Consider the following 22,834-nt stretch of genomic DNA (forward strand, 5'->3'; position numbering starts at 1 on the left):
CTGGCGGAATACTGTCCGGCATGACCCGCCTGATCCTCGCCACGCGCAACGCCGGAAAGATCGTCGAACTGAGGGCGATCCTCGCCGCGGCCGACCTGCCCCACGAGCTGGTCGGCGCGGACGCGTATCCCGAGATTCCCGACGTCAAGGAAACCGGCGTGACCTTCGCCGAGAACGCCCTCCTGAAGGCCCACGCCCTGGCCCGGGCCACGGGACTCCCGGCCGTCGCCGACGACTCCGGCCTCTGCGTCGACGTCCTCAACGGCGCCCCGGGCATCTTCTCCGCCCGCTGGTCCGGCCACCACGGAGCCGACGAGGCGAACCTCAACCTCCTGCTGGCCCAACTGTCGGACATCGCCGCCGAACACCGCGGGGCCCACTTCGCCTGCGCGGCGGCGCTGGCGCTGCCGGACGGCACGGAACGGGTGGTCGAGGGCCAACTGAGGGGCGTACTCCGCCACACCCCTGCCGGCAAGAACGGCTTCGGCTACGACCCGATCCTGCAGCCGGAGGGCGACACGCGAACGTGCGCGGAGTTGACCGCGGAGGAGAAGAACGCGATCAGCCATCGGGGGAAGGCGTTTCGGGGGTTGGTGCCGGTGGTGCGGGAGTTGTTGGGCTGAGCGGTTTACGAAGACGGCCTGCGATCGATCCTTCGGTTCGCAGGCCGTTCATGTGCGGCGGAAGGGATTCGAACCCTCAAGCCCGATCAAGGGCCACAGATCCTAAGTCTGCTGTGTCGCCATTGCACCACCGCCGCTAGTCGTCTGCCATCGTACCGGGAGTTGCTTGCCGCGCTCTTCCTCCCCTGCACCAGGTACTCGTGACCGCGTGGCAGTTGGGACACAGCAGCCGCAGGTTCTCGCGCCGGTCGTCGCTCCAGTCCCCGTTGATGTGATCGATCTCCAGAGTCATGGGCTTGCCGCGCCACTCGGGGCCGACCCCACAACGGGCCCGGTCTGCCTCGTCGGTGGGCCTGGCCCAGGAAGTGCGAGGTCGAAATCCCGTGCTCGGCAATCCAGTTGCGCACCTTGGTGCGTTGCGTGCCGTTGCCCGGACGATCCAGCCGGCGCAGTACTTCGGCGAGTGAGGCCGACTCGGCGACCGCCGCTCGCAGTTCGCTCTCCGTGGGCCGGGAACGTCTGCCACATGGCCGGAAGTGCGAGATGTCGACGCCGAAGTGGGCGAATCGACCCTCAAGGTAACGGCGGAGGTGTCCGTATGGCCGGGTACCGAAGTACGCGATGACCTCGTCGATGTCGGCGCACCGGCGGGCTGCTTCGGTCAGGCGCTCGCGGGTGTACTGCGTGCCGCTGGTCATGACGCCCCCTCTCCGGCCTTCCGCTTGCCGCGTCCTCGGTAACTGTCGGTCGTCGAGTGGCAGTTGGGGCACAGGAGCCTCAGGTTCCCGATCCGGTTGTTCCGCCAGTCGCCGTCGATGTGATCGACCTCAAGAGGGAGCGGCTCGCCCAACCACACCGGCTCGATTCCGCACAGGGCGCAGCGCTCGGGCACGTCCCGCTCACGCATCGCCCGCTTGAGACGGCTGCTCGGTACGCGCGTTGCGTGTGCCGACGTGTCCTCGACGAGGATCTCTTCGGCCGTTCGGCGGCGCTGGTTGTACCGCTGCCGTTCCGTGCGGGCCACCGTTGTGAAGTGCGAGGTGTCGAGACCGTACGCCTTGATCCGCCGGGAGATGTTCGTGTGGTGCCCGCCGACCGGCTCGAGCCCCAGTTGCCGTAGCACCTCGTTGACGCTCGTCGAGCGAGCTACCACCGGCTCCAGGACCTCCCGTGTCCACTTGCCCCCCTCGCGCTCGAAGTGCGACACGTCCACTCCTAGCCTCTTCATCCGCTCGTGGATGTAGCGCCTCCTCCAGCCGCTCCTTCGGATATGCGCTGATCCCCATCGATCCCCTCCGTCCCCGACCACACGTTCGTGGCCTCGTACGGAGTAACGAACCGTTTATCGGACAGTCACGCCCGGAACGTAAAGCGGCCCGCACCAGGTCGCCCCGGTGCAGGCCGTTTGCTTAAAACGCTGGTGGGAGGGCGTGGTCAGATGCCCAGGTCCTTGATGATCTTTGCTACGTGGCCTGTCGCTCGGACGTTGTACAGGGCCCGTTCGACCTTGCCCTCCTCGTCCACCACGATCGTGGAGCGGATGACGCCCATGTAGGTCTTGCCGTAGTTCTTCTTCTCGCCGTACGCGCCGTAGGCCTCGGTGACCGTCTTCTCCGGGTCGGCCAGGAGCGTGATCTTCAAGGATTCCTTGTCGCGGAACTTGGCCAGTTTCTCCGGCTTGTCGGGGGAGACGCCGAGGACGTCGTAGCCCGCGCCGGTCAGCAGCTCCAGGTTGTCCGTGAAGTCGCAGGCCTGCTTGGTGCAGCCGGGCGTCAGGGCGGCGGGGTAGAAGTAGACGATGACTTTGCGGCCCTTGTGGTCCGCGAGGGACACCTCGGTGCCGTCGGCGTCCTGGAGGGTGAAGTCGGGGGCCACGTCCCCGGGCTGGAGTCGCTCACTCATCGGGCCAGCGTAACCGGGGGTCCTGACAGTGCGGCGGCGGGCGGAGCTGACAGACTGTCCAGAACAACGGCACAAACACGCATCAGCTGACTTCGGAGGGCCAACCGTGGCGGACACGTCGGACACCAGAACCCCGGCGCAGATCGAGGCGGACATCAAACGCCGCCGCGACGTGCTGGCCGAGACGCTCGACGAGATCGGGGTGCGGGTGCATCCGAAGACGATCGTCGGGGACGCCAAGGCCAAGGTGGCGTCCACCATCGATCACACCGTCGGCCGCGCCTACGTCGGCGTCAACCGGGCCGTCAGCGACGTGAAGGCGCAGTTCGTCGACGAGGAGGGCGCGCCCCGCCTCGAGCGTGTCGTGCCGGTCGCCCTCGTGGTGGTCGGCGTCGTGGGGCTGCTGGCCTTCGGCGCCCGTCGGCGCAAGCGCTGACCCGGCGGCGTACGGACCCGGCGCGGGCAGGTAGGTTCAGGGCGTGAGCGCCAAAAGAGACGAGACCGGACGAGACGAGCAGCGCACCCACGACGACAAGCTGCCGATCCGGATGCTGCACGACCGGGTTCTGGTGCGGCAGGAGGCCGGTGAGGGCGAGCGGCGTTCCGGTGGCGGGATCCTGATCCCGGCCACGGCGGCCGTGGGCCGTCGGCTGGCGTGGGCCGAGGTCGTCGCGGTGGGGCAGAACGTCCGGACCGTGGAGCCCGGTGACCGAGTGCTGTACGACCCGGAGGACCGCGCCGAGGTCGAGGTGCGGGGCACTGCGTACGTGCTCATGCGGGAGCGTGATCTGCACGCCGTCGCGGCGGACCGGTTCGAGGGGTCCGAGGACTCCACGGGGCTCTACCTGTAGATCTACGGTTCTCAGGGGCTGGTGACCATCGTCACCGGCCCCTTTTGCCGTGCGTTTGCTATGTTCGAAAGGAACCCGACGAGACGCGCCGTACCGGGAGCCGCAGAGCAGTTCGCCGAGCAGCTTGCAAAGACGACGCACCCCCGTTCAGCACGTACGTCTCGGAGGTGCCTGTCATGGCCTGGGTTCTGCTTGTCGTCGCCGGTCTGCTCGAAGTGGGCTGGTCGATCGGGATGAAGTACACCGACGGTTTCACCCGGCTGGTGCCGAGTCTGTTCACCGGCGCCGGGATCGTCGCCAGCATGCTGCTGCTCTCGTACGCCGCCCGTTCCCTGCCCATCGGTACCGCCTACGGCGTGTGGGTGGGGATCGGGGCGGCCGGCGCGGCGGTGATCGGGATGGTGGCGCTGGGGGAGCCGGCCACCGCCGCCCGGATCTTCTTCGTCTGTCTCCTGCTGGTCGCCGTGGTCGGGCTGAAGGCGACCTCCGGGCACTGAGCGGACGCGGCTACTGCTGGCGTCTGGCCGTGTTCTGCGGGCCCGCCGTCGTGCCGACGCTGTTGCCGCCGGTGTCCGTGCCCGTCGTGCCGCCGGTGTCGCCGCCCGTGGTGCCCCCGGTGTCGGTGCCGGCCGTGGTGTCGCCGGTCGTGCCGCCGTCCGTCGTGCCGCCGTCGGTCGTGGTGCCGCCGTCGGTGGTCGTGCCGCCCGTGGTGGTGTCGCCGGTGGTTCCGCCGGTCGTGGTGGTGCCGCCGTCGGTCGTGGTGCCCCCGCCGGTGGTCGTGCCGCCGTCGGTCTGGCCCTGGTCGCCCTGGCCGCCGTCGGTGGTGCCGCCGTTGTCCTGGTCGCCGGTGTCGGGGGGCGTGGCCTCCTGGGACGGCGGGGCGGTCTGTTCGGCGCCGTCCTGGAGCTGGAGGTCGAAGTCGGTGACCTTGTCGCCCTTCTGGGCCGCCTTGGTGAACTGCGCCCAGATCTGGGCCGGCGGGCCGCCGCCGTTGACGCGCTGCAGGCCCATCGCGCCGTAGAGCGGCTTGTGCTTGGCGGTGACCGGGTCCTGGCCCATCACGGAGACCACGGTCGCGAGCTCGGGCGTGTAGCCGGCGAACCAGGCGGCCGTGTCGTTCTCCGCGGTGCCGGTCTTGCCGGCGGCGGGGCGGTCGGCGCCCTGCGCGACGGTCGCCGTGCCGCTCTCGACGACGCTCTGGAGAATCGACGTCGTGGTGTCGGCCGCCTCGCGGCTGACGGCCTGGTGGGCCTGCTCCTTGGGCAGCTCCACCATGTCCTGGCCGTCCTTGGTGATCGAGTCGATCATCGTGTACGTGCCGCGCCGGCCGTGGTTGGCGAGGGTCGCGTAGGCCTCCGCCATGTCGAGGACGCTGGCGGTGGCGGTGCCGAGCGCGATCGACGGATACGCGTTGAGGTCCTGGGTGTTGGAGGGGATGCCGAGGTCGACCGCGGTCTGCTTCACCTTTTCGGGACCGACGTCGACGGCCATCTGCGCGTACACCGCGTTGACGGACTTGTTGGTGGCGGTGCGCACGGTGATGTCGCCGTAGGAGTACTGGTCCTCGTTCTCGGGCGCGTAGGTGCCGCCGGTCCAGCCTTCCACGGGGCGCTTGTTGGTGCCGTCGTAGTAGGTGTTGGGCGTGATCATCTCGCCGTCCTGCGTCTCGGAGTGGTTCTCCACGGCCGAGGTGAACACGAAGGGCTTGAAGGTGGAGCCGACCTGGAAGTCGCCGCGGGTCGCGCCGTTCGTGTACTGCTTGACGTAGTCGATGCCGCCGTACATCGCGACGACCTTGCCGGTCTTGGGGTCGACGGAGGCGCCGCCCGCGCGGACGTAGTTGTCGACCTTGCGGCCCTTCTTGTCCAGCTTGGACATCACCTGGTCGTCGACGGCCTTCACGAAGGCGTCCTGCTTGCTCTTGTCCAGGGTGGTCTTGATGCGGTAGCCGCCGGCCTCCAGCTCGTCGGCGGTGACGATCTTGTTCTTGATGAGGTAGCTCTTGACCGCCTCGACGATGTAACCGCGCTGCCCGGACAGTCCGGTGGAGACCGTCTGCTCCTTCGGCATCGGGAACTTCAGCCCGGCCCGCTTCGCCTCGGTCAGCCAGCCCTTCTTGACCATGCCGTCCAGGACGTAGTTCCAACGGGCCACGGCCGCCGACTTGTTCTCGGGGTGGGCGACGACGTCGTACTCGCTGGGCGCGTTGACCAGTGCGGCGAGGTAGGCGGCGTGGGCCGGGTCGAGGTCGGTGGCGTCCTGGCCGTAGTAGGCCTGGGCGGCGGCCTGGATGCCGTAGGCGTTGCGGCCGAAGTAGCTGGTGTTGAGGTAGCCCTCCAGGATCTGGTCCTTGGACTCCGTGCGGTCCAGCTTGATCGAGATGAAGAACTCCTTCACCTTGCGGGTGACGGTCTGTTCCTGGCCCAGGTAATAGTTCTTGACGTACTGCTGGGTGATCGTCGAGCCGGACTGGCGGCCCTTGCCGGTCGCGGTGTTCCAGCCGGCCCGCAGCATCGCCTTGGGGTCGACGGCGGACTCGGTGTAGAAGTCGCGGTCCTCGGCGGCCAGTACGGCGTGCTGGGCGTCCTTGGAGACCTGCGCGAGCGACACGTTCTCCCGGTTGACCTCGCCGTCCCGGGCGAGCTGCGAGCCGTCGGCGTACAGGAAGACGTTGGACTGCTTGGTGGCGAGCGCGTTGGCCGGCGGGATCTTGACCAGGGAGTAGCCGAGGAAGAACAGGCCGACGAGCAGCAGGACGCCGAGCACGAAGGTGCCGAGCACCATGCGCCAGGTGGGGATGATCCGCCGCCAGCCGGTGCGCTTGGGCCGCTTCATCTTCTTCTTCCCACCCGTCGGTTCGGCCGCCAGCGGCTCTCTCGGTGCCCAGCCCTCGGTCGGCTGCTGCGGCTCGTCGCTCATGTTGTGCACGGACTCCAATTTCGCGTCATACGTTCCGGTACGACCTTGTACGCGTTCTGCGCCCCCTCTTGAAGACTCTCGCACCATGCGTTCCGTTGCAGATCGCGGCACGCGTCCTGCCCCGAAAATGCGTGGCGTACGTCACCACCTGCGGGCTAGGGTCTGGCTTTCGGATCAGGTCGGCTGTGAGGTGCGGTTCTCCTCGGCCGAGTTGAGCGGGGTCTGGTGCGTGCAGCTGCAAGGCGGAGGAGGGAGTCGACGCGGAGCGTCGGCGACCGACGACAACGCGGCAGATGTGCGTGCCAGGGCCCGCGACGCCGAGCTGATCCGAAAGCCAGGCCCTGAGCTCCTGCGCTTCGGTGTCTTGCGGGCCTGGGAGGTCGTTGAAGGTGGGCTCGGGACGGTTGTACGCGGCCGTCGCGGCGGGAGGTCTGAAGCGGTACTCGACGTACCGGGCGGCCACCGCGGCGGGGGTGTTCACCAACACCGTGTTCGGGCTGATCCTCGTGTACACGTATCTGGCGCTGTGGGACGAGCGGCCGCATCTGGGCGGGTACGACCAGGCGCAGGCCGTCACCTACGTGTGGCTCGGGCAGGCGCTGCTCGCGGCGCTGGCGATCGGGGGCGGCGGGGTCGAGAACGAGCTGATGGAACGGATCCGCACCGGGGACATCGCGACCGACCTGTACCGGCCCGCGGATCTCCAGCTGTGGTGGCTGGCGGCCGACGTGGGGCGCGCCCTGTTCCAGTTGCTCGGCCGGGGCGTGATCCCGTTCGCCTTCGGCGCACTGGTGTTTCCGGTGGCGCTGCCGGGCTCCTGGGTGACCTGGGCCGCGTTCCTGGTGACCGTCGTGCTGGGCATGGTGGTCGGTTTCGGCATCCGGTACCTGGTCGCGCTGCTCACGTTCTGGCTGCTGGAGGGCACGGGCGTGACGCACCTGGCGATGCTCGTCGGGTTCTTCTGCTCGGGGATGGTGCTGCCGCTGAACGTGTTCCCGGGCGCGCTCGGCGAGGTCGTACGGATGCTGCCCTGGTCGGCGCTGCTGCAGAAACCGGCCGACGTGCTGCTGGGGGAGGCGGACCCGTGGTCGACCTTCGCCTTCCAGGGGGCGTGGGCGGTGGTGCTGCTGGCGGCCGGGCGGCTCCTCCAGTCGGTGGCGACGCGGAGGGTGGTCGTTCAGGGTGGCTGACACGAGCGCGGTGGTCGACGGGCTGCGCACCTATCGCATGATCGCGGCGATGTGGATCCGCTCCACGATGGCGTACCGCGCGTCCTTCGTGATGACGACGTTCGCCAGCTTCGCGGTCACCGGGCTGGACTTCGTGGCGATCCTGCTGATGTTCTCGCGGGTCGACGTGCTCGGCGGCTGGCCGCTGGCCGAAGTGGCCTTCCTGTACGGCCTGTCGTCCGTCGCGTTCGGTCTCGCGGATCTGGCGATCGGCTCGATGGAGCGGCTGGGTCAGCGAGTTCGGGACGGCACGCTGGACACGCTGCTCGTGCGCCCCGCGCCGGTGCTCGCGCAGGTGGCCGCCGACCGCTTCGGGCTGCGCCGCCTGGGGCGGGTCACGCAGGGGGCGTTGGTGCTCGGGTACGCCCTGCTGAGCGTCGACATCGGCTGGACGCCGGTGAAGGTGGCGCTGATGCCGGTGATCGTGCTGAGCGGCGCGGGGATCTTCTGCGCGGTGTTCGTGGCGGGCGCGGCCTTCCAGTTCGTGGCGCAGGACGGGTCGGAGGTGATGAACGCGTTCACGTACGGCGGCACGACGCTGTTGCAGTACCCGCCCACCGTCTTCGGCCAGGAGCTGGTGCGCGGGGTGACGTTCGTGCTGCCGCTGGCCTTCGTCAACTGGGTGCCCGCGGCCTATGTGTTGGGGCGCCCGCTGCCCCTGGGGCTGCCGCAGTGGGCGGCGTTCGTGTCGCCGTTGGTGGCGGCCGCCTGCTGCGCGCTCTCGGGAGTCGCCTGGCGGGCGGGTCTCAGGTCCTATCGGAGTACGGGGAGTTAGCGAGCAGACGATGGACCCTCAAGCGACGGACCCTCAAGCGACGAACCCTCAGACAAGGGACCCTCGGACAGGGGACCCTCGGACAGGGGACCCCTTCATCGAACTCGACCGGGTCGAGAAGGTCTTCGACGTCCGCCGGAAGACCGGTTTCCTCAAGCGGGAGCGCCGGCAGGTCCGGGCCGTCGACGGCATCTCCTTCACCGTCGCGCGCGGCGAGATGGTCGGCTACATCGGCCCGAACGGCGCCGGGAAGTCGACGACCATCAAGATGCTGACCGGCATCCTCACGCCGAGCGGCGGCCGGCTGCGGGTGGCCGGCATCGACCCCTCCCGTGAGCGCACGCGCCTGGCGCACCGGATCGGCGTGGTGTTCGGGCAGCGTACGACGCTGTGGTGGGACCTGCCGCTGATCGACTCGTACAAGCTGATGCACCGCATGTACCGCATCCCGGACGCGCGTTACCGCGAGAACCTCGACCGTTGTGTCGAACTCCTGGAGCTGGCCGACCTGTTGGACGTGCCCGTGCGTCAGCTGTCGCTGGGGCAGCGGATGCGGGGGGACATCGCGGCGGCGCTGCTGCACGATCCGGAGGTGCTGTACCTCGACGAGCCGACGATCGGTCTGGACGTCATGTCCAAGGCCAAGGTGCGGGGTTTTCTGCGGGAGTTGAACACCGAGCGGGGCACGACGGTCCTGCTGACCACGCACGACCTCCAGGACATCGAGCAGCTCTGCTCGCGGGTGATGGTCATCGACCACGGGCGCATGATGTACGACGGTCCGCTGGCCGGGCTGCACGAGGTGGGGGAGAGCGAGCGGACGCTGGTGGTGGACCTGGAGCGGGAGCTGCCGCCGATCGAGGTCCCGGACGCGCGGGTGGTGAAGGTGGAGGGGCCGCGCCAGTGGCTGGCGTTCCCGGCGTCGGGCTCCGCGGCGCCGCTGGTCGCGCGGATCGCGGCGGAGTATCCGCTGGTGGACCTGTCGGTGCGCGAGCCGGACATCGAGGTGGTCATCGCCAAGATGCTGCATTCCTTGGGGGATGCCCGCGAATCCGCGCCCGGACCGGCCGATTCCCCGCCGGAACAGGCCGAGGAAGCGGTCTCGTAGCCCTCGCCGGAGCGACCTCGTAGGCTGCTGTACATGACCGACGACGCAGTCCCGGAGCTTCGCGCCTCCGACGCCGACCGTGAGCGAGTCTCGGAGATCCTGCGGGACGCCCTCGCGGAGGGCCGCCTCGACATGGAGGAGTTCGAGGAGCGGCTGGAGGCCACGTACAAGGCGCGGACGTACGGCGAACTGACGCCGATCACCCGCGATCTGCCGGCCCCCGGTGTCGTCCCGCCGCCGGTGAACATGGTCAAGGGGCCGGTGGGCGACGGGAGTTGGGCCGGCCGGATCGTCGGCGGCGAGGGTTCGTCGACCTGGGCCGTCGCCGTGATGTCCGGCTTCCAGCGCAAGGGACGCTGGACCGTGCCCAAGCGGTTCAACTCCTTCTGTTTCTGGGGCGGCGGTGACATCGACCTGCGCGAGGCGAACTTCGCGGACCGCGAGGTCGTGATCAACTGCGTCGCGATCATGGGCGGGGTGAACGTGACCGTGCCGCCCGGCGTCGAGGTCGTCGTGCGCGGCATCGGGATCATGGGCGCCTTCGACAGCCGCGAGGACGGCGTGCCCGGCGACCCGGGGGCGCCGCGCGTGATCGTCACCGGCTTCGCCTTCTGGGGCGGCGTCGACGTCGAGCGCAAACTGACCCGCGAGGAGCGGCGCCGCCTGAAGGAGGAGCGCCGCAGGGAGAAGCTGGAGCGCAAGGCCTCCGGCCGAGAGCTGCCGGAATCCGCCCACGACGACCTGGACCTGGACGACCCGGACGACCGGTACGACGACCACCAGCGCATCCTCGGCCACCATCACCGCATGCTCGACGGCCGCCACCGCGACCCCCGCCGCGAACGCCAGGAGGAACGCCGCGAGCAGCAGGAGGAACGCCGCCGGGAGCGCCGCGAGGAGCGGGACCGGCGACGGTTCGGGGACTACTGACACCGCCTCCGGCCAGGTGTCACAGCTCCGCCGGCGCCGAGCCCTTCAGGTCGTCCAGGTCGAAGGCCGCCGCCATCCGCGCGTACCCCTTGTCGCTGGGGTGGAGGTGGTCGCCGGAGTCGTAGTCGGAGCGCAGCCGGCGCGGGTCGTACGGGTCGCGCAGGGCGCGGTCGAAGTCGACCACGGCGTCGAACACGCGCCCCGAGCGGATCTCCGCGTTGACCTGCTGCCGTACGGCGTCCCGGTCCCCGGAGTAGCCGCGGTGCCCCCGGAAGGGCATCAGGGTGGCGCCGACGACCTTGATGCCGCGGGCGTGGGCCTCCCGGACCAGGGTGCGCAGGCCCTCGACGATCCGGTCCGGGTCGGCGAGCTGCGGGTTGCGCAGGATGTCGTTGACGCCGAGGTCGATGATCACGACCTTGACGTTGGTACGGGAGAGCACGTCACGGGCGTAGCGGTCGAGGCCGCTCGGGTTGTCGGCGGGGCGGCCGAGGCCGCCGGTGAGGATCCGGTTGCCGCTGATGCCCTGGTTGATCACGCTGTAGCGGGGCACGTCCTGGCCGGACCCGACGGCCGTACGCAGCCGCTGCGAGAGGACGTCCGTCCAGCGGCGGTTGGTGTCGTTGGTGGAGGTGATGCCGTCGGTGAGCGAGTCCCCGAAGGCGACCACGGTGCCGTCCGACTCGTTGCTCAGCACGTCCAGCGCGGTCAGATAGCGCCAGAACCCCGTCTGCTCGGTGTACGCGGCACCGGTGACGTCCTCGGTGAGGTCGCCGTCGGCGACGTAGGAGATCTGGCGGGCGTGCGGGTGGTATGTGACCGGGCCGGACGCGGTGGGCGAGTACGTGGTGACCAGGACGTCGCCGCCCTGCGGGATTACGATGCGGACCGCGTCGCTCAGCACCTGGCCGCCGGCCGGGATGACGACGGTGGTCGCGCCGCCGAAGGTCAGCCGCACCATCGACTGCGCGCCGGCGGCCGCGCCGCGGCTCCCGGCGGCGACGGCGATCGACGCGTTGGTGAGGGTCAGCGCCGACTGCCCGTAGAGGTTGGACAGCGTGACGCGGGCGCTGGTGCCGCCCACGCTCGCGTGCACGACGTTGCGCACCGAACGCCCGGCCAGACCGACGGTCTCGGTGCCGGGTTCGGCGCCGGCCGGGGACGCGGACCAGGAGCCGACCCAGGTGCCGGTGGAGGCGGGGGCGGCGGAGTTGTGCGGGGTGCGTCCCTGGGCGAGCGCGCTGCGGCCCGCGTGGCCGTCGGCGGTGGCGGCACCGGCGTAGATGGCGGCCGAGATCCCCACGATCAGGGCGACGATCGCCGCCAGCAGGGCGCGGTGCTTTGTGGGGGACACCCCCACACCCCCGGCGTTGGTCCTGGCCATGCGGTGCGTGTCTCCTCAGGTGTGATGAGGGGTAGTCGACCAGGGCCCCCACTGGGCCGCCGGAGTTCGTCACGAATTCCCCCTCCCGACAGACGGCGGGAACTCCTGTTCCGTTCCGGGAGTCGGTCAGGAAGGGACAATGTGTGCAAGGGATCACGAACGGGTGGAGCGAATGGAACGTACGAATCCGGATGAAGCGGGATCAAGCGACGTCGCCATGAAGCATGCCCGGTCCGCCCCGGCGGATAACCGCGCCGATCCGGCCACGCCCGCCCCGGCCGCCCGCACCATGACGACGTTCAGCCCCGCCGACGAGGAGAAGCGGCGCGGGGTGCGCCGGATGAAACTCACCGCGACCGGGCTGCTGCTGTTCGTGGCCGTCGTCTACGTCCTCGCCAAGTGGGCCTCCCACGAGGGCGCCGGGGTCTGGGCCGACTACGTCGCCGCGGCGGCCGAGGCCGGCATGGTCGGCGCGATGGCGGACTGGTTCGCGGTCACCGCGCTCTTCCGCCACCCGCTCGGCCTGCCCATCCCGCACACCGCGATCATCCCGACCAAGAAGGACCAACTCGGCATCTCCCTGGGCGAGTTCGTCGGGGAGAACTTCCTCTCCCAGGACGTCGTACGACAGCGGCTGCGCGCCGTCGGCATCGGCAGCCGGCTCGGCGTCTGGCTGGCCGACCCCGACCACGCGGACCGCGTGACGGCGGAACTCTCGGCCGCCCTGCGCGGCGCCCTCACCGTCCTGCGCGACTCCGACGTCCAGGCGATCGTCGGCGAGGCGATCACCCGCCGGGCCGACGCCCAGGAGATCGCCCCCGGCATCGGCAAGATGCTGGAGAAGATCGTCGCCGACGGCGGCCACAAGCGGGTCGTCGACCTGATCGTCACCCGCGCGCACGACTGGCTGATCCTGCACGACGAGCAGGTCATGGACGCCGTCCAGGGCGGGGCGCCCGGCTGGACCCCGCGGTTCGTCGACAAGAAGGTCGGCGAGCGCGTCTACAAGGAGCTGCTGCGCTTCGTCACCGAGATGCGGGACATGCCCTCCCACCCCGCGCGCGGCGCCCTCGACCGCTTCCTCACCGACTTCGCCTCCGACCTCCAGTCCGACACCGAGACCCGCGCGCGGATCGAACGGCTCAAGGGCGAGGTGCTGGGCCGCGGCGAGGTCCAGGACCTGATCGCCTCGGCCTGGACCTCCGTACGCTCGATGATCGTCTCGGCGGCCGAGGACGAGCGCAGCGAGCTGCGGCTGCGCGTACGGGCCTCGCTGCTCTCGCTGGGCGCGCGGATGGCCGTGGACGCCAAGCTCCAGGCCAAGGTCGACGGCTGGGTGGAGGGCGCGGCGGTGTACGTCGTCACCACCTACCGGGGTGAGATCACCTCCCTGATCACGGACACCGTGGCGAGCTGGGACGCCGAGCACACGACGAAGAAGATCGAGGCACACATCGGCCGTGACCTGCAGTTCATCCGGATCAATGGCACGGTGGTGGGGTCGCTGGTGGGCTTGCTGATCTATGCGGTGTCGCGAGGGCTGGGGGCGTAGAGCGGGCTGGTGGGGGCACTCGGCGAACGTTCCGACGGAGGTTCCGCCGGATGGTTCGCTCGATGAGGAGGGAGCCCATGGCCACCGCTCAGGCCGAAGACGGCCGCATCGTGACCACCAGCATTCCCGCCCGCCTCGACCGGCTGCCCTGGTCGCGCTGGCACTGGACGATCGTCATCGGCCTCGGCACGGTGTGGATCCTCGACGGCCTGGAGGTCACGGTCGTCGGCAACATCGCAGGACGCCTGTCCGAGCCCGGCAGCGGACTGCCGATCACCTCCGGCGAGGTCACCGGTATCGCCGCCGCGCTGTACGTGGCCGGTGCCTGCTCCGGCGCCCTCTTCTGGGGCCGCCTGACCGACCGCTACGGCCGCAAAAAACTGTTCATGATCACCCTGATCGTGTATCTGGCGGCCACCGCCCTGACGGCGATCTCCTTCCAGACCTGGTGGTTCTTCGCCTTCCGCTTCCTGACCGGCTTCGGCATCGGCGGCGAGTACGCGGCGATCAACTCCGCCATCGACGAACTGATCCCCGCCTACCACCGCGGGCGCGTCGACCTCATCATCAACGGCAGCTTCTGGGTGGGCGCGGTCTTCGGCTCCCTGCTCTCGATCGTCGCGCTGAACACCGCGATCCTGCCGGCCGACGTGGGCTGGCGCCTGACCTTCGCGCTCGGCGCCGTCCTCGCCCTGGTGATCCTTCTCGTACGACGACACGTGCCCGAGAGCCCACGGTGGCTGCTGATCCACGGCAAGGAGGACGAGGCGGAACGCATCGTCTCCTCGATCGAGGAGCGGATCGAGGCGGAGCAGGGCGAACAACTCCCCGCCCCCGAGGGCGAGATCACCATCCACCAGCGCAAGAGCATCAGCTTCCTGGAGATCGGCCGCACCCTCTTCTCCGACTACCGCAAACGCTCGGTGCTCGGCTTCTCCCTCTTCATCGGCCAGGCGTTCCTCTACAACGCGATCACCTTCGGCTTCGGCGCGATCCTGACGAAGTTCTACGACGTCCCGACCGGGAACACCGGCTACTACTTCGCGGTGATCGCGGTCGGCAACTTCTTCGGCCCCCTGCTGCTGGGCAAGCTCTTCGACACCGTCGGCCGCCGGACGATGATCTCGTCGACGTACCTCCTCTCCGGCCTCCTCCTCTTCGGCACGGCCTGGCTCTTCGACCGCGGCTCGCTCAACGCGACGACCCTGACGGCGTGTTGGTGCGCGGTCCTGTTCTTCGCCTCCGCCGGCGCCTCCAGCGCCTACCTCACGGTCTCCGAGATCTTCCCGATGGAGACCCGCGCCATGTCCATCGCCTTCTTCTACGCCATCGGCACCGCCGCCGGCGGCATCACCGGCCCCCTCGTCTTCGCCGACCTCACCGACTCCGGCGTCGTCGGCGACACGACCCTCGCCTTCCAGATCGGCGCGGGGCTGATGTGCGCGGCGGGGATCGTCGCGGCGTTCCTCGCGGTGAACGCGGAGCGGAGGTCGCTGGAGGACATCGCCACGCCGTTGACCGCGGTGGTGGCGAAGGCGGGTGCGGCGGTGAAGGGGGCGGGGAAGCCCGGGAGTTCGGGCGGTTCCGGTGAGTCCGGGCCTCCGGGTACGCCTATTGGTGGGCGTCCCGCCTGACCCGGTCCCGACGGCGCATCAGAAGCAGGCCTCCGGCGACGGTCGTGAGGCCTGCGGCCGCTGCCCATCCGATGACGTCACCCGAGCCGGTGGTGGCGAGGTCGCCGGTGGAGTTCGGGGAGGCGGAGGGGGCGGCGGCGGACTGGGGGCGGGGGCCGGAGCCGGTACGGGAGTTGGCGCCCGTGTCCGTGCCGGCGCCGGACGCGGTGGCCGTCGGTGCGGGCGTCGATGTGGGCGTCCCGATCGGGGCGGGACCGGCGCCCGCGGTCACCTTGTCCCGCGTGAACGCCAGCGTGCCGAAGCCGAGTTGGTCGTACCCGCCGCTGTTGGGCCCGTAGTCGCCGCCGCCACCCTCGGGGGCGGACCTGGCGGCGATCTGCGTGAGGTAGGTGGCCGAGAGCCCGCGCCGCTTGGTGTAGTGGTTGGCGATCATCGCCCAGATGGGCCGGGTCATGGCCGGGTCGACGCCGGCCGCGGCGCTCGCGGTCTCGCTGCCCGACCACCCCGCGACGGCACCCTTCCGTCGGGTGTTGGGCGTGTACGGCACCTGCCCGCCCATGCTCCACTTCGCCACGTACTGGGCGCCCTTGAGGAACCGGCTGTCGTCGTACCCGTACAGGTCGATCCCCTGATTCCACGCCATCTCGCAGACGGTGCCCATGAGCCCGACACCGAGCAGGGCGTGCCCCTGATCGCGCCCGGCCTCCAACCACTCACCCAGCCCGTCCTCGTGCAGCACGGGAATGGCGTTGCGGACGGATCCGAGCCCCGCACCATGCTTGAAGTAATCGACGGCGCGGGCGACTTGAGCCTTGTCGTCGCAGAAGATCCCGGTGGCGAGGACGCAGGCGACGGCCGTGAGATCCCAGTTGGTCCAGTAGTTGGTGACGACGGCGTCGTTGTGCTTGACCAGGAAGCTGTCGCTGAGCGGCGCGAAGAACTTGCTGAGCATCTCCTGGAACCGGCCCAGCTCGAAGTCGCCGTGATCCCGGACGAGTTCGGCGGCGTTCGCGAACTGGTACCCGTACAGCCCGGCGGCCAGGAACCGGTCGGCCGACCCCTGCACCGAAGTCAGCTTGGACGACCAGGAGTTGAGGATCGCGACGGCGGTGTCGGCGTGGGCGCTGTCGCCGCCGACGTGGTAGCGCAGGGCGTTCTGGTAGGCGGCGTGGACGTCGTTGTAGAGGGTCGCGTAGTTCTGCGGCGTACCGCTGCCCCGGTAGACCGTGGCCTGCGGGTTCGCCGCCCACCCGCTCTGCGCATGCCGGTTGGCGGTGAGCTTGGCGTACCCGGCGGCGTAAGGGGCCTTGCCTGCCTCCACCTTCGCGGCCATACGGGCCAGGTCGGCGCGGGTGTGAAGGAGACCGGGGTGGGCGTAGCCGCCGGCGGCGCTTGCGGGGGCGGCGGTTGTGGTGGTGAGGGTGGCGGCAACGGCTGCGGTGCCGGTGGCCTTGAGGAGGGTACGGCGGGTGAGGGCGGAGGCGAGGGCGCGGTGGCTGGGGTGTTGTGTGGGGTGCATGCGCCGGAGACGTACGGGGGCGGGGACCGATAACGAAAACTGGCGCCTGGGTCTCCGCCGACGCCGCGGAGTCCTGCGTCTCGTTGCGCGTGGGGGCGCTACCCCCGGCGGTCGGCCACCGCCCACGAGGCCAGTGCCACGGCACCGGCGACGCCGAAGACGGCGGGCCAGGCGCCCACCTTCTTGGCCAGCGGATGCGACGCGGCGAAGGCGGCGACGTAGGCACCGGTCAGCGCCCCGGCTGCCTTCCCGCCGGCCTGCCGCCGCCACTGCTGTGCGGCCGCGGCCCCGGCGACGGCCAGTACGGCCCCACCGAGCTCCCGCTTCCGCGTCCAGCGAGCCACGCCGTACCCACCGACAAGCCCGCCCGCGGCGACCACCGCGCTGGGAACCTTGGCCATGCGTGCCTCCTGAGCCGTGCGACCTGAGCCTTGTGACTGCTGTGGCCCGAGGCTAACCCGCGCGGGCCAGGGGTGTGAGGGCGGGGCGAGGTCAAGGGGGTCGAGGGGCGAGGGCGAGGGGTCCAGGGGCGAGGGGCGAGGGCGAGGGGGCGTCCAGGAGGCCGGCCTGCGGCCCGCGCCCTCAAGCTGTCCGATCGAGGTGCTCGTCGATGAGCCGGAACGTGACCTCAGGCTGTTCGAGCTGCGGCAGATGACCGGCCTTGGGCACGAGCTCGAACCGCCCGTCCCCGAAGGCGGACGCGTACGCGGCGCCGTAGGCGGCGGTGAAAAGCCCGTCACTCTCGCCCCACACCACCAACGCGGGCTGCCGCACCCGACCGAGCCGGCGCAACAACTTCGGGTCGTGCATGTTGGGTTCACCGGCGAGGACCCGCATGGTCGCCATGTTGGCCTGGCGGGCGGCGAGTTGCTCGGCAGGAACGGTGGCCGGATCGACGTAGAAGCGATCGGGATCGTGCCAGGACAACTCGGCGGCGGCGCGCGGATCGAGGGAGAAGAAGTCGACGATCGGTTCGCCTTCGACGTACACCCCGGCGGAGTTGATGAGCACGACACCGCCGACGCGCTCCTGCTCGACGTCTCGTACGGCCATCTCGGCGGCGATCCATCCCCCGAGGGACGAGCCGACGACGAGGACGTCCTTCAGATCGAGGTCCTGGAGGAGGTGGAGGTAGGCGAGGGCGAGATCGTCGATGCCGGTGAGCCAGTCGGGACGGGGATTGCCGTTCCAGCCGGGGTGTACGGGGGTGAGAACGCGGGCGCCGCCCTCGGCGAGGTGCTGGGCGATACCGGCGACGGTGAAGGGGCCTCCGCCGCCGTGCAGGACGAGAACGGGGCGGCCGTCGGCTGGGCCGGTTTCGGTGACGGTGAGGGGCAGGTCGGGGTACACGGAGTACGCCTGGGAGATGTTCTCGGAGGTCATGCACTCACTCTAACTAAACATCCTTATATAAGGAAGCTTAGTCTTGAGGTAAACTTCCCCCATGCCGGATGACCTGCCTCTTCACCACCCATCGCAACTCCAACTGCTCGGCCGAGCGGTCAAGCAGGCCCAGTATCGCCAACACCGCGCCCTGGACAGCGCGTTGGCGGCCGTCGGCACGACCCTGGCCCAATGGGACGCGCTACGGGCGATCGCCCGCACGCCGGGTTCCTCGGCGCGCGAACTGTCCGCCGAGACCTTCCAGACGGAACAGTCCTTCGGCACGCTGGCGACGCGTCTCGCCGCGCAGGCGTTGATCGAACGGCGGCCGGGGCGGGGTCGTCGTATCGAACACCATCTGACTCCGGCGGGGGAGCGGGTGTTGAAGGCGGGGCAGGCGGTGGCGGACGAGGTGTTGGGGGAGTGTTTCGCGGGGTTGGGGGAGGGGGATCGGGAGGCGTTGCTGGCGCTGCTGGAACGGTTGAACGAGATGGCTTCCGAGGCCGGGGGGCCGGCGAAGTGAGCTACAGCCTCGGCATCTACAGCTTCGTGAACGGCGAGGTGACCCGACCGGACATGGACGCGATCCGCGCACTCCTTGCGCCGTACGTCGCCGAGCCGGAGAAGACCGGCGGGGACGACACCGAGTTCTGGATCCGAGCGAAGGACGGCAGCGAGGTCGAGATCTTCGTCGCCGACTGGGACATCGGGGTGCATCGTCCGCAGGTCGGTGACGTCTGGAAGGTCATCATCGAACTGGCGGACCGGGTTGGCGCGCTTCTCCTCCCCGACGGAACCTTCCTGTGCCGCGAGGAAATGCGGGGGCATCTTCCGGAGGGCATGGAGGGTGACTCGGTCTTCGTCCCGGCGATCACGCTTGAGGCCTTCGAGAGGGTTGCAGGGCCTTTCAACTATCCGCTGATTCAGGCATCGCCCCAGTAAGCCAACGCCTTGCGGACGAGCCGCTTGGCGGCATCGCCGTAGGACGCGACACCGCTGAGGGCGGCGCAGGCCTTTTCGCGGAGGGCGAGTTCAGCAGGATCGGTGATGTCAACGCCTCTGGAGACAAGCTCGTAGTGAGCCCAACTGCCGTCGTACATATTGAAGCCCGGCATGGGAACGACGCCGACCTCGGCGGCGGCAGGGAGGATGCCGAGGGTGAGCGAGGGGAGGTCGATCTCGCGGAGCAGCCGCTCCAGTTGCCCCCGCATCACTTCCGAGCCGCCGATGTTCGTGTACAGCCCCTGCTCGCCGAGGGTGACGTCGTAGTGGTGCTCGCCGTCGTAGAGCACCTGCTGCCGCTCCATCCGCTCGGCGACTCCCGCCGGCACGTCGTCCGAAATCCTGAGGAAGTCGACTACCTGTCTGTACGCCGCCGCTCCACAGTGGCCGACACCCGCGCGGCCACTGAGTCAGGGTCCTCGTGCTCCCAGAAACGCAGCACTGTCCACCCCTGCGCGACCAGGTGCGCGGTCGTCTCCCGGTCGCGAGCGATGTTCCGGTCCAACTTCTGGCGCCACCACTCCGCATTGGCCTTCGGCTGTGTCGCGTGCACCGGGCACCCGTGCCAGAAACACCCGTCGATCAAAACGGCCACCTTCGCCCGAGTGAACGCCACGTCGAGCCGGCGCCGAGCCATGCCGGGCACCGGGTACTCCACCCGGTAACGCAGCCCGGCCGCGTGCAGCAGTCGTCGTACGGCCAGCTCGGCCCCTGTGTCCTTGCTCGCCTGCCTGCTCATACGAGCTGAGACGTCGGGAGAGGACGGCGTCACGCTGTTCACTGTCTTCGAACCTCACGAATGCACGTCGTCACGAATCATGACTGCCGGGCAAGTGGTCAGGTGAGGCGCCGAGTCACGCTCCCAGGGCCCCGTGACACTCCCCATACCCCCGCCCCGACCCACACCAACAAACAGCCCCCCGCTGCGGCGGCCAAGCCACAGCCCGCCCCCGCGCAGCCAGCGTCGTCGCATACTGCGGCAGCAGGTCCGCGTCTGCCGGGGACGAGCCCTCCGACGCCGCGAAGGCCTCGTACGACGGGACTGTGCCCGTCACGATCCCGAGGTTCGGAGTCCCGGAAGCCGCCAGTTCCCGAAGTGACGCCTCTATCGTCGCCAAGTGCGCCTCGTGGGACGGGTATTCGGTGGACAGGGTCGGGTAGTCCGACACCAGTTCCGCCAGTTCCGTCGTCGGCCAGTGCAGGACCGCCACCGGGAACGGGCGGGAGAGGGCCTCGCGGTAGGTGCCCAGTTCCGCGCGCAGGCGGGAGATCTCGGCCTCCAGTTCCGCGGGGTTGTCCGAGCCCAGGGACCAGACGCGCTTGGGGTCGTGGAGTTCGTCCAGGGAGACGGGGGAGGAGTGCAGGGTGTCGGCCAGCATGTCCCACTCGTCGTGGGCCACGCCCAGCATGCGGCGCACGCGGTGGCGGCCGAAGAGCAGCGGGTGGGTGGAGTACGGGGGTTCCTGGACGTCCGCCAGGAGGAGACCCGCGCCCTCCGAGAACGTCTCCTGGGCCGCCTCCAGCTCGTCGTGCGACTCCAGGGCCTCGGCCACGATCACCCAGGGGGCCGGGTCGCGCGGGGCCGCCGCGCGGACGCCGTCGATGATCGCGCGGGCCTCGGCCTCATGGCCGTACTCCCACAGGTTCGAGGCCTTGAGGGCCCGTACCAGGTGGGGGTCGTCCAGAGTGTCGTTCGAGGACAGCAGACGGTCGTAGAGCGCGGTCGCGGCGGGGCGGTCGCCGGACAGTTCCAGGTGGGCCGCGGCCTGCAGGAGCAGGGCCTCGGCGTCCTCGGGATACCGGCCGGCGGTCCGCTCCAGGCGTGCCGCTTCGGCGGTGTGGTCGACGTTCTCGGCAGGCGTGTCGGGGCGCATGGGGGACACCGTACTGCCGACGGGTGACAAAGGAGAGATATCCGCAGGCCAGCACCGATGGAGAAGGGGAGGAGACTGGGGGCATGCGACTTGTGTTCTCCGGGCCGGTGATCGAGTGGCGTGGGCCCGCTCCGTACTACTTTGTCCCGGTACCGGACGAGGAATGCGCCGACATCCGTGAGGTGGCCGCCATGGCCACGTACGGGTGGGGGGTGATTCCGGTGGAGGCGCGGATCGGGGAGGTCGACTTCGGTACCTCGCTCTTTCCCCGGGAAGGCGGCTATCTGCTGCCCTTGAAGAACGCCGTGCGGGTGCCGCAGGGCATCTCCGCCGGGGACGAGGTCACCGTGGAGATGAACATCCGACTGGACGGTCATCCCCACGGTCTCTGAGCGGTCTCCGGCCCAGACGTCAGCCGGACGTCAGCCAGACGTCAGATCGTCACCCCGTCGATCTGCAACGTCTGCACCGCCTTCGCCGCGAACGGCACCGCCACCGTCTTCCCGCTCACGTACGTGTCCGAGTACGCCTTGTACTGGTCCCCGCCCGTCGTCACCGTGTTCCAGCGCGGCACCAGGCCGCCCGAACCGCCGGTCACCGTCGTGAAGTTGGAGAGGTTGAAGGTGAGGGTCTGGGCGGTGGTCGCGGTGTTGAGGGCGACGATGACCAGACGCTTGGCGGTCGCGTCGTAGGCGGCGGTGGCGTAGCTGACGCCCGTGTCGAGGATCCGCATGCCGGGGCGCAGATGGCGGCTGAACTGGGCCATCACGTAGTACTTCGTCGTCACCGCGCCCGCCGCCAGCGTGTCCGCGTCGTACGCGATCATCGCCCAGTTCGAGGACGGGTCCATGACCTGCCAGTACACCCAGGCGGTGGGGTGGAGCCAGCGGAAGTCGTAGAGGAGGTTGAAGGCCATGGTGTAGCCGGTGCCGTCGTTGTCGCCGGTCTCCGAGTTCCACAGGGCCTTGCCGGCCGTCGTCACGACGTCCGTGTAGAGCAGGTCCCGGCGCCCGCCCGAGCCTTGGTACCCGTGGACGTTGACCCGGTTCACATACCCCTTCGTCGTGGAGCTGAAGGAGTTCCAGGTGGTGCGGGCGAGGTCGTAGCTCGTCTCGTCGGAGGCGGAGATCTTCGTGGCGGTGAGGCCGCGGGTGTTCAACTCGCTGCGCAGATACGGCAGTACGGCCGACTGGACCGTCGCGTCCATGTGACAGCCCTCCTGCGTGCCGGTCGCCGTCCACCAGGAGGACGAGGGTTCGTTGAAGGCGTCGACCGTCGCGAAGTTCACGCCCCAGTTGTTCTTGGCGTAGAGGGCCACCGCGGCGAGGTGGGAGGCGTGCTGGCGGTAGTTCCAGGTCTGGAGGTTGTTGCCGCCGCCGGCCGCGCCGGACGGGTTGTGGTTGGAACACATCCACCACATGGGGGAGTTGGCGAACAGCTCGCTGGTCGCGCCGCGCGCCGTCGCCTTCACCAGCATCGCGCGCTGGTTCGCGTCCGCCGTCCAGTCCCAGGCCGAGGAGGTGGGGTCCTCGTTGTTCCAGTCCTGCCAGAAGCCCTCGATCTGCTTGAACCCGGGGATGTTCGGGGAGGCGACCATCGACTCGCCGTTCACCGAGTTCCAGCTGCACGCGCCCAGGTTGTACCGGGCGATGTTCAGGCCCAGGCCGGGGAGCGAAGTGCCGTTGTACGTCGTCGACTTGGTGGTGAAGAAGATGTCGGCGAAGTCGTCCCGCGCGCCGAAGACATTGGCCCACCAGGCCAGGGAGGTGCCCCAGCCCTCCCAAGTCCCCCACGACGTACCGGGGGTGACGGCGACGGTCGCGTCCGCGTGCGCGGTGCCGGTCGCCAGGGCACTGCCCAGGAGGCCGCCGCCGGCTGCGGCCAGCAGGGTTCTGCGTCGGATCATGGCTGCTTCTCCGCTTCGCTCGACGGGCTCGGTCGACCGGTCCCTGGACCACGGGTCCTTGAACCTCCGGGTCCTGAAACGGCCTTGGGCCCGGCGTGGTGGCCTGTCCCGTTCATGCCACGTCGAAGCATCGGGTGTGCCGTGCGGGGTTGTCGAGGGTTGCGACAGCCCTTTCTAAAACCTATGTACGAAGTGTCGAACGGCCCTTGTGCCTGGTGACTTGGCCGGCCGGCGCCTATCGTG

General features: G+C 69.5%; 24 protein-coding genes, 1 tRNA gene and 1 pseudogene. 13 read left to right on the forward strand and 13 right to left on the reverse strand.

Going from position 1 to position 22,834, the window contains the following annotated elements:
- Nucleotides 1-20: 20 nt before the first annotated feature.
- Nucleotides 21-623: an RdgB/HAM1 family non-canonical purine NTP pyrophosphatase gene (rdgB, locus tag ACWD5F_RS28255; protein WP_451258457.1), complete on the forward strand. Its 603-nt coding sequence runs from the start codon at nt 21-23 to the stop codon at nt 621-623.
- Nucleotides 624-676: 53 nt separating this feature from the next.
- Here rdgB and ACWD5F_RS28260 read toward each other — a convergent pair.
- From ACWD5F_RS28260 to bcp, 4 genes and pseudogenes are all read right to left on the reverse strand, one after another.
- A tRNA-Leu gene (locus ACWD5F_RS28260) sits at nt 677-760 on the reverse strand.
- A pseudogene (locus ACWD5F_RS28265) lies at nt 760-1,321 on the reverse strand (HNH endonuclease signature motif containing protein). Before ACWD5F_RS28265 ends, ACWD5F_RS28260 begins: the two are co-directional and overlap by 1 nt.
- Entirely contained in the window at nt 1,318-1,932 is a 615-nt protein-coding gene (locus ACWD5F_RS28270) for an HNH endonuclease signature motif containing protein (RefSeq protein WP_451258459.1), read from the reverse strand. Before ACWD5F_RS28270 ends, ACWD5F_RS28265 begins: the two are co-directional and overlap by 4 nt.
- Nucleotides 1,933-2,057: 125 nt before the next feature.
- Nucleotides 2,058-2,525: a thioredoxin-dependent thiol peroxidase gene (gene bcp / locus ACWD5F_RS28275; protein WP_451258461.1), complete on the reverse strand. Its 468-nt coding sequence runs from the start codon at nt 2,523-2,525 to the stop codon at nt 2,058-2,060.
- A 106-nt stretch (nt 2,526-2,631) separates the two neighbouring features.
- Here bcp and ACWD5F_RS28280 point away from each other — a divergent pair, with 106 nt between their 5' ends.
- The 3 genes from ACWD5F_RS28280 to ACWD5F_RS28290 all read left to right on the forward strand — a co-directional run bounded on the left by ACWD5F_RS28280 (nt 2,632) and on the right by ACWD5F_RS28290 (nt 3,873).
- Nucleotides 2,632-2,961, forward strand: a complete 330-nt coding sequence (locus ACWD5F_RS28280; RefSeq protein ID WP_401726997.1) for a DUF3618 domain-containing protein — start codon at nt 2,632-2,634, stop codon at nt 2,959-2,961.
- Nucleotides 2,962-3,004: 43 nt separating this feature from the next.
- Entirely contained in the window at nt 3,005-3,376 is a 372-nt protein-coding gene (locus ACWD5F_RS28285) for a GroES family chaperonin (protein ID WP_451258463.1), read from the forward strand.
- A gap of 176 nt (nt 3,377-3,552) precedes the next feature.
- A complete protein-coding gene (locus ACWD5F_RS28290) occupies nt 3,553-3,873 on the forward strand; it encodes a DMT family transporter (protein ID WP_401726993.1) in 321 nt (106 codons plus the stop codon).
- Between the two features lie 10 nt (nt 3,874-3,883).
- On the opposite strand, the gene ACWD5F_RS28295 is transcribed toward ACWD5F_RS28290, so the two are convergent.
- On the reverse strand, nt 3,884-6,295 hold the full coding sequence (locus ACWD5F_RS28295; protein ID WP_451258465.1) for a transglycosylase domain-containing protein: 2,412 nt from the start codon (nt 6,293-6,295) through the stop codon (nt 3,884-3,886).
- A gap of 383 nt (nt 6,296-6,678) precedes the next feature.
- Between ACWD5F_RS28295 and ACWD5F_RS28300 the strand changes: the two genes are divergently transcribed.
- The 4 genes from ACWD5F_RS28300 to ACWD5F_RS28315 are packed head-to-tail and all read left to right on the forward strand — an operon-like array spanning nt 6,679 to nt 10,337.
- Nucleotides 6,679-7,485, forward strand: coding sequence for an ABC transporter permease (locus ACWD5F_RS28300; protein WP_451258467.1), 807 nt, complete (start codon nt 6,679-6,681; stop codon nt 7,483-7,485).
- A gap of 37 nt (nt 7,486-7,522) precedes the next feature.
- On the forward strand, nt 7,523-8,299 hold the full coding sequence (locus tag ACWD5F_RS28305) for an ABC transporter permease (RefSeq protein WP_451258914.1): 777 nt from the start codon (nt 7,523-7,525) through the stop codon (nt 8,297-8,299).
- Between the two features lie 10 nt (nt 8,300-8,309).
- On the forward strand, nt 8,310-9,407 hold the full coding sequence (locus ACWD5F_RS28310) for an ABC transporter ATP-binding protein (RefSeq protein WP_451258469.1): 1,098 nt from the start codon (nt 8,310-8,312) through the stop codon (nt 9,405-9,407).
- 33 nt (nt 9,408-9,440) lie between these two features.
- The gene (locus ACWD5F_RS28315) at nt 9,441-10,337 is read left to right on the forward strand and encodes a DUF1707 SHOCT-like domain-containing protein (RefSeq protein WP_451258471.1); all 897 of its coding nucleotides are present in this window, start codon (nt 9,441-9,443) and stop codon (nt 10,335-10,337) included.
- Nucleotides 10,338-10,356: 19 nt separating this feature from the next.
- Here ACWD5F_RS28315 and ACWD5F_RS28320 read toward each other — a convergent pair whose 3' ends face one another.
- Nucleotides 10,357-11,721 (reverse strand): SGNH/GDSL hydrolase family protein, encoded by a 1,365-nt coding sequence (locus ACWD5F_RS28320; protein ID WP_451258473.1) that lies wholly within the window; start codon nt 11,719-11,721, stop codon nt 10,357-10,359.
- 139 nt (nt 11,722-11,860) lie between these two features.
- Here ACWD5F_RS28320 and ACWD5F_RS28325 point away from each other — a divergent pair, with 139 nt between their 5' ends.
- Together ACWD5F_RS28325 and ACWD5F_RS28330 are read left to right on the forward strand one after the other, a co-directional pair.
- Nucleotides 11,861-13,273 (forward strand): DUF445 domain-containing protein, encoded by a 1,413-nt coding sequence (locus ACWD5F_RS28325; protein WP_451258475.1) that lies wholly within the window; start codon nt 11,861-11,863, stop codon nt 13,271-13,273.
- Between the two features lie 77 nt (nt 13,274-13,350).
- Nucleotides 13,351-14,907 (forward strand): MFS transporter, encoded by a 1,557-nt coding sequence (locus tag ACWD5F_RS28330; RefSeq protein WP_451258477.1) that lies wholly within the window; start codon nt 13,351-13,353, stop codon nt 14,905-14,907.
- Here the strand turns inward: ACWD5F_RS28330 and ACWD5F_RS28335 are convergent.
- The 3 genes from ACWD5F_RS28335 to ACWD5F_RS28345 form a co-directional block, all read right to left on the reverse strand.
- Nucleotides 14,885-16,426, reverse strand: a complete 1,542-nt coding sequence (locus ACWD5F_RS28335; RefSeq protein WP_451258479.1) for an alginate lyase family protein — start codon at nt 16,424-16,426, stop codon at nt 14,885-14,887. The genes ACWD5F_RS28330 and ACWD5F_RS28335 overlap by 23 nt on opposite strands.
- Nucleotides 16,427-16,524: 98 nt before the next feature.
- Nucleotides 16,525-16,827: a hypothetical protein gene (locus ACWD5F_RS28340; protein ID WP_450351492.1), complete on the reverse strand. Its 303-nt coding sequence runs from the start codon at nt 16,825-16,827 to the stop codon at nt 16,525-16,527.
- Nucleotides 16,828-17,008: 181 nt separating this feature from the next.
- Nucleotides 17,009-17,809 carry an alpha/beta fold hydrolase gene (locus tag ACWD5F_RS28345; RefSeq protein ID WP_451258481.1) on the reverse strand — a complete coding sequence of 267 codons (801 nt, stop codon included), beginning with the start codon at nt 17,807-17,809 and terminating at the stop codon, nt 17,009-17,011.
- Nucleotides 17,810-17,870: 61 nt separating this feature from the next.
- Here ACWD5F_RS28345 and ACWD5F_RS28350 point away from each other — a divergent pair, with 61 nt between their 5' ends.
- Together ACWD5F_RS28350 and ACWD5F_RS28355 are read left to right on the forward strand one after the other, a co-directional pair.
- Nucleotides 17,871-18,332: a MarR family winged helix-turn-helix transcriptional regulator gene (locus ACWD5F_RS28350; protein ID WP_451258483.1), complete on the forward strand. Its 462-nt coding sequence runs from the start codon at nt 17,871-17,873 to the stop codon at nt 18,330-18,332.
- A gap of 26 nt (nt 18,333-18,358) precedes the next feature.
- The gene (locus ACWD5F_RS28355) at nt 18,359-18,751 is read left to right on the forward strand and encodes a hypothetical protein (protein WP_451258485.1); all 393 of its coding nucleotides are present in this window, start codon (nt 18,359-18,361) and stop codon (nt 18,749-18,751) included.
- On the opposite strand, the gene ACWD5F_RS28360 is transcribed toward ACWD5F_RS28355, so the two are convergent.
- The 3 genes from ACWD5F_RS28360 to ACWD5F_RS28370 all read right to left on the reverse strand — a co-directional run bounded on the left by ACWD5F_RS28360 (nt 18,733) and on the right by ACWD5F_RS28370 (nt 20,685).
- Nucleotides 18,733-19,140 (reverse strand): Scr1 family TA system antitoxin-like transcriptional regulator, encoded by a 408-nt coding sequence (locus ACWD5F_RS28360; protein WP_451258487.1) that lies wholly within the window; start codon nt 19,138-19,140, stop codon nt 18,733-18,735. The genes ACWD5F_RS28355 and ACWD5F_RS28360 overlap by 19 nt on opposite strands.
- A 26-nt stretch (nt 19,141-19,166) precedes the next feature.
- Nucleotides 19,167-19,550 (reverse strand): very short patch repair endonuclease, encoded by a 384-nt coding sequence (locus ACWD5F_RS28365; RefSeq protein WP_451258916.1) that lies wholly within the window; start codon nt 19,548-19,550, stop codon nt 19,167-19,169.
- 115 nt (nt 19,551-19,665) lie between these two features.
- Nucleotides 19,666-20,685, reverse strand: coding sequence for an SEC-C domain-containing protein (locus ACWD5F_RS28370; RefSeq protein WP_451258489.1), 1,020 nt, complete (start codon nt 20,683-20,685; stop codon nt 19,666-19,668).
- A gap of 83 nt (nt 20,686-20,768) precedes the next feature.
- On the opposite strand from ACWD5F_RS28370, the gene ACWD5F_RS28375 reads away from it, so the two are divergent.
- On the forward strand, nt 20,769-21,077 hold the full coding sequence (locus ACWD5F_RS28375) for a DUF1905 domain-containing protein (protein ID WP_451258491.1): 309 nt from the start codon (nt 20,769-20,771) through the stop codon (nt 21,075-21,077).
- A gap of 41 nt (nt 21,078-21,118) precedes the next feature.
- Here the strand turns inward: ACWD5F_RS28375 and ACWD5F_RS28380 are convergent, their stop codons facing one another.
- Nucleotides 21,119-22,591: a beta-1,6-galactanase gene (locus ACWD5F_RS28380; RefSeq protein ID WP_451258493.1), complete on the reverse strand. Its 1,473-nt coding sequence runs from the start codon at nt 22,589-22,591 to the stop codon at nt 21,119-21,121.
- Nucleotides 22,592-22,834 lie beyond the last annotated feature (243 nt).

The organism is Streptomyces sp. NPDC002499, assembly GCF_053595415.1.